The organism is Methanotorris formicicus Mc-S-70 (genome assembly GCF_000243455.1).
GTDB lineage: Archaea > AGJL01 > Methanococci > Methanococcales > Methanococcaceae > Methanotorris > Methanotorris formicicus.
The window spans coordinates 1-5,707 of record NZ_AGJL01000070.1; the positions used below are offsets into that span (position 1 = coordinate 1).

Annotated in this window: 7 protein-coding genes and 1 pseudogene; 7 read left to right on the top strand and 1 reads right to left on the bottom strand. The window is 31.5% G+C overall.

The annotated features are described in order from the left end of the window. Positions 1-117: 117 nt before the first annotated feature. The 7 genes and pseudogenes from METFODRAFT_RS08875 to METFODRAFT_RS10335 all read left to right on the top strand — a co-directional run. Entirely contained in the window at positions 118-531 is a 414-nt protein-coding gene (locus METFODRAFT_RS08875; protein ID WP_342626868.1) for a Rossmann-like domain-containing protein, read from the top strand. Between the two features lie 89 nt (positions 532-620). After that, positions 621-1,451 carry a molybdate ABC transporter substrate-binding protein gene (gene modA / locus METFODRAFT_RS08880; RefSeq protein ID WP_007045268.1) on the top strand — a complete coding sequence of 277 codons (831 nt, stop codon included), beginning with the start codon at positions 621-623 and terminating at the stop codon, positions 1,449-1,451. A gap of 50 nt (positions 1,452-1,501) precedes the next feature. Next, complete coding sequence (locus tag METFODRAFT_RS08885; RefSeq protein WP_007045269.1) at positions 1,502-2,287, top strand: ABC transporter permease; 786 nt, start codon at positions 1,502-1,504, stop codon at positions 2,285-2,287. Between the two features lie 5 nt (positions 2,288-2,292). Further along, the gene (locus tag METFODRAFT_RS08890) at positions 2,293-3,375 is read left to right on the top strand and encodes an ATP-binding cassette domain-containing protein (protein WP_007045270.1); all 1,083 of its coding nucleotides are present in this window, start codon (positions 2,293-2,295) and stop codon (positions 3,373-3,375) included. Between the two features lie 158 nt (positions 3,376-3,533). Then, a complete protein-coding gene (locus METFODRAFT_RS08895) occupies positions 3,534-3,995 on the top strand; it encodes an HAD family hydrolase (RefSeq protein ID WP_007045271.1) in 462 nt (153 codons plus the stop codon). Between the two features lie 15 nt (positions 3,996-4,010). Continuing rightward, complete coding sequence (larB, locus tag METFODRAFT_RS08900; protein WP_048115832.1) at positions 4,011-4,802, top strand: nickel pincer cofactor biosynthesis protein LarB; 792 nt, start codon at positions 4,011-4,013, stop codon at positions 4,800-4,802. A 98-nt stretch (positions 4,803-4,900) separates the two neighbouring features. After that, positions 4,901-5,341: pseudogene (locus METFODRAFT_RS10335) on the top strand (hypothetical protein); the annotation flags it as partial. 89 nt (positions 5,342-5,430) lie between these two features. On the opposite strand, the gene METFODRAFT_RS10960 reads toward METFODRAFT_RS10335, so the two are convergent. Continuing rightward, positions 5,431-5,577: a hypothetical protein gene (locus METFODRAFT_RS10960; protein WP_159089916.1), complete on the bottom strand. Its 147-nt coding sequence runs from the start codon at positions 5,575-5,577 to the stop codon at positions 5,431-5,433. Positions 5,578-5,707: the final 130 nt, after the last annotated feature.

A 5,707-nucleotide genomic window follows, 5' to 3' on the forward strand; every position in this document is an offset into this window, starting at 1 on the left:
GAGTGTTAGGCTCTTACTCTTCACAATCGCTTATAATCTTAAAGTGTTAGATGAAGTTAATTCAATTAAATAAATATTTAAATTTGTGATGGGAATTACGGTTTAGAAAATAAAGAAATTAAAAAGATTGCTTTTATTGGGAACATGATGCCATTGGTTAAAACCTTAAAAGAAAACGGCAATTTTGAATTTTATATATTTGAGAGAAATCCAAAGCATATAACTAATGAAACAATAACTGGCTCTTTTGAATATTCCCTACTACCAAAGATGGATGCGGTTTTAATTAGTGGGACATCCCTACTAAATGGTAGTTTAGATATGATTTTAGATAGGGCAAAAAATGCCAGATTAAAAATTTTAGTTGGTCCAACAGCACAAATTTTACCGGAATTTATTGGAGATTATGAAATTGACTATATCGCTTCAGTTCGTACAACAGATATTGATAAAACCCTGATTAATTTAAAATTTGGCTCTTCTTTTGGGCTGTTTAAAAAATACTCAAAAAAGTATGTTGTTAAGGTTTAAATTTTTTACAACTTTTGTTCATCTATTTTGATTAACATAAAGAATAAATATAACCAATCTTAATTAATGCTAATGTCGGAGGTGGTTATATGGAGAATGGGGTTTTAAAATCTAAAATTTTTTTAATTTCTTTTATATCTTTGGTAGTAATTTTTGGATTTTTATGCGGGTGTTTGAATGAAAGTCAAAGTACATCCACCAAAAAGCCGTTTGAAGGGAAAACAATAACTGTTTTATGTGGAGCAGGGTTAATGAAGCCAATGAATGAACTTATCCAAAACTTTGAAAATGAAACAGGGGCAAAAATAAATGTTCATTATGGAGGAAGTTCTGAGTTATTTGGTGTTTTGGCAACAACTGGAGGAGATATCTTCATTCCAGGGGCTTACAAATATACTGAAGATGCTATGAAAAAAGGGATTATTCTTAACGATACGGTAAAAAACATAACCTACCACATTCCAGTTATTGCGGTTCCAGAGGGAAATCCAAAGAATATAAGAAGTTTGGAGGATTTGGCAAAACCAAATGTTAAGGTCGTTATGGGAGATCCAAATGCCTGTGCAATTGGGAAAGTTGCAAAGAAAATTTTGGAGAAAAATCACCTATGGGAAAACGTTAGCAAAAATATAGTTGTTAAAACACCAACCGTAAATCAACTTCTCATTTACATAGCAACAGATCAGGCGGATGCAGCGATTATTTGGGAGGATATGGTTACTTGGGCAGAGAGTAAAGGAAAGGTTGAAGTTGTTGAAATTCCGAAGGATAAAGACATTATAAAAACAATACCAACGGCTGTAACAATATATGCCAAAAAAGACAGCAACTTGGAAGTTGCTAAGGCGTTTAATGATTATATTTCAAGTGATAAAGCAAAGGAAATCTGGAAAAAATGGGGCTTTATCCCATGTAAATAACATTTAGGAATTTGATTTTTTGCTTGAAAATAGTTTATAAGGTGGTAGTAGTGAGATATGGCATTAACTTCAAGGGTTTCTGTATTTTTTTATCATTTTTATTTACTTTTTTATTGTTTTTGGCTATTGCATCATTATTTTTGATTCCAAATCCATTAGAGGTTTTAAATGCATTAAAAACTGAGGAAATGATATATTCTTTAAAATTATCAATTATAACTTCTTTAGTTTCTATGATTTTTGTTATGTTATTATCAGTGCCCATCGGATATGCCTTATCAAGGTATTCATTTCCAGGAAAGAGTGTTGTAAAGTCAATCCTTGATTTACCAATAGCCTTTCCTGAGTTAGTTTTAGGTTTGGCTTTATTATTATTGTTTGGACAGTCATTTATCGGCAAATTTTTAGAAGATTTTGGAATTAAAATTGTTTTTACAAAACTTGGGATTATAGTTGCTCAATTCTTCACAGCATTACCTTACGCTGTTAGAATAATATATTCAACGTTTGAAGAGATAAATCCAAGATATGAACTTGTTTCAAGGTCTCTTGGTTATGGGGAGTTTGAGACGTTTTTTAATGTATCACTACCATTAGCAAAGAATGGATTATTTGCATCTACAATCATCACATTTGCAAGATGCATGGGAACCTTTGGAACTGTCTTAATCCTTGCCGGTGGTTCTTACATGTATACTGAAATACTCCCAATAACGTTGTATCTAAACATATCATATGGAAACATGGAGATGGCAATAACAAGTGGAATACTCCTGATAATAATCTCGTTTATTGCTATCTTGGCGTTTGAAAAATTTGAAGGGCATAAAAGGTGAAAATAATGAATTTTTTAAAGATTGAGGATTTAAGTATTGATTTAGGTGAGTTTAAACTTGTCGATGTTAATTTAGAGGTAAAGAAGAGAGATTATTTAACAATTATAGGTCCTACAGGAAGTGGTAAATCCATACTATTAGAAACAATCGCTGGATTTTACAAACCAGAAAAGGGAAGAATTTATCTTGAAGGGGAAGATATAACTAATCTACCCCCAGAAAAAAGAAATATGAGTATTGTATATCAAGATTATGTTCTATTTCCACATAAGACGGTTTTTGACAATATTGCCTATGGTTTGAAGAAAAAAATTAAAGATAAGGAAAAGATTAGAGAAGAAGTAACCCAAATTACAGAGGTATTGAAAATATCCCATTTGTTGCATAGGAAGCCAACAACGTTAAGTGGTGGAGAACAGCAGAGAGTTGCTTTAGCAAGGGCTTTGATAGTTAAACCAAAACTCTTATTGATGGATGAGCCATTCAGTGCCTTAGATATAAAAACAAAAGAAAATTTAAGGAAGTTGGTTAAAAAAGCAATAAGTGAATATGAAACAACTGTCTTGCATGTAACCCATGATTTTGATGATGTTTGGAGTTTGGCAAATAAGGTTGTAGTTATGAAAAATGGAAAGATTCTACAGGAAGGGGACGTTAATGAGATATTTTATAAACCATCTATAAACTTTGTCGCTGATTTTGTTGGAACTAATGTTTTAGATGGGGAAGTTATTGGAAAAGAAGATGGATTAACAAAAATAAAGGTTGGGAATTGTGTATTGTTAAGTGTTGATGATGGGGAGGGGAAGGTTAGATTATCAATAAGACCAGAGGATATAATCATCTCAAACAATCCAATAGAGACATCTGCAAGGAATGAATTTAGATGTAAAGTTGAGAAAATTAATAGAATGGGGAATTTAGTGTATTTAACTTTGAATGTTGATGGGATAATGTTGAGATGTATTTTAACACCAAATGCATTGTATAGTTTGAATATAAAAGAAGAAGATATTATTTATGCATTAATAAAAGCAACTAATGTGAGAATTATTGCTAAGAACGTTGAAGGTGAATGTAGAAGTTAATCCAAAGGTACATAGAAATTTTTAAAGTTGATTAAAATTTAATTTATAAATGTTAATATTCGAATATATTTAAAACAATCCTGTTATTAATACCCTCATCAAAAATTTTAAAAGACGTTTTGAATATAGTGTAGATTATAAACCAATGGGTGAAATGTATGGAGATAGATGCCATTATTATCTTTGACTTAAATGGGACAATAGCAACAGATGGGATTATAAAAGATTCAACAAAAGAAAAAATAAAAGAATTACGAAAATCCCATGAGATTTTTATCCTGTCTGCAGATACATTTGGAACTTTAAAGGATATAGAGATGGAGTTGGATATTAAAGGAATAAAGGTGGACAAGGAGAAATATGGAAACGAGAAGATAGCCAAATTAAAAATTTTAGAAACATTAAAGAATGAGAATCCAAATAAAAAAATCATTGCTTTTGGAAATGGAGCAAATGATGAGTTATTATTAAAAAATGCTGATTTAGGAATTTGTGTTATTGGGGATGAAGGCGTCTGGACCAAGACTTTATTAAATTCAGATATTGTTGTTAAGGATATTGATGATGGATTAGATTTAATCTTAAAAAGAAAGAGATTAGAAGCGACCATTAGGATTTAGATGTTGGTGAATCACATGAGGGATATACTGATAAAATTAAAAAATGGAGAAATTGATGTTGATGAGGCAGAAAAAAGATTAAAATTGAGTTACTTTGATGAGTTAGAGGAATTCTGTAAATTGGACGTTAACAGAAAGCATAGAACAGGAATACCTGAGGCAATATATGGGGAGAGTAAAACCACTAAAGATTTAGCAAAGATTATGGTACATTTGGCAGAGAAGAATGATGTTGCATTTGCCACACGTGTTAAAGATATTGACGCATTAAAAAAGGAATTAAAAAACTATAACTTAGAAAATTTTGATTTTAAAATAAATGAAATAGGAAGAACCTTTGCATTAATAAAAAAAGGTTATAATGTAGAAAAGATTGGAAAAGTCGGTATCTTAGCAGCAGGAACCTCAGATATTCCTGTTGCAGAGGAAGCAAAAGAAACTGCAGAGATTATGGGATGTGAGGTTATAAAATCCTATGATGTTGGGATTGCTGGAGTTCATAGGTTATTTAAACCTTTGAAAAGGATGATTGATGAGGAAGTTTGTTGTATTATTGTTGTTGCTGGTATGGAAGGGGCTTTACCTTCCCTTGTAACGTCCCTTGTTGATGTTCCAGTTATTGGAGTGCCAACATCTGTGGGTTATGGGGTGAAGATAACCCCAATCCTCACTATGCTCCACTCATGTTCCCCAGGTTTGGCAATAGTTAATATTGATAATGGATTTGGTGCTGGGGCATTTGCTGGTTTAATAGCATCCATGATATACCAAAAATTAAAACTGCCTTCTGAAACTGTTATATATTAGATAGACAAATATAGACATTGATAGTTATGGAGCGACACTATACGATGAAAGAGGTATCGAAAATCTTAGGAGTATCGATTAGAACATTACAACGATGGGATAAAGCTGAAAAGAAGGAATCAATAAAAGATACTGCAAAGGTTATGAGTAGGTATGTGGATGCAATAGTGGCAAGGGTTTATAAACATAGACATTTGGAAGAGATGGCTAAATATTCATCAGTTCCAGTTATAAATGCTTTGAGTGATTTAGCTCATCCTTACCAAATATTGGCCGATTTGATGACAATAAGGAATATAAAGGAAAATTTAAAGGATTAAAAATAGATTATTTAAGAGATGGAAACAATATCTGCAATTCTTTAATTTTGGGTTCTGCTTTAGTAGGGATGGATATTTATGTGGGAACACCAAGAGGCTGGATATGAGATAACTGATGATGTTATTGATGGAAAGCATTCAGTTGTTTATGATGAGGCAGAGAATAGGTTGCATGTTCAAAAAGGTGTGTTTAAGTTTGTATTTGAAAATGAACAATAATTTGTTTAAAAAATCAAAATAAGATTATGAAAAATGTCTATATTTTGAAAATAAAATAATGTAAATTTTTATAAAGAAATAGAGTATGTTTATTGGACAGAAACAGTTATGGTCTTTTCATAATTTTTATATCTTGCAGTAATTGTTAAAGTTCCTTTCTCAGTGAAATGAACAGGAATCGTTAAAAATCCCCCATCATCAGTATGTCCTTCATAATCAACTCCGCATCCATGCACGCTAATTTCTGCATAAGGACAACTTCCTATTTTTGAAGGGTCATAAGATGCGATACCTACATGGATGTATAATTTTTTATCTGTTTAGGACTTTCGCAAGCATATTCGAATATAATGATATAGCATTTTA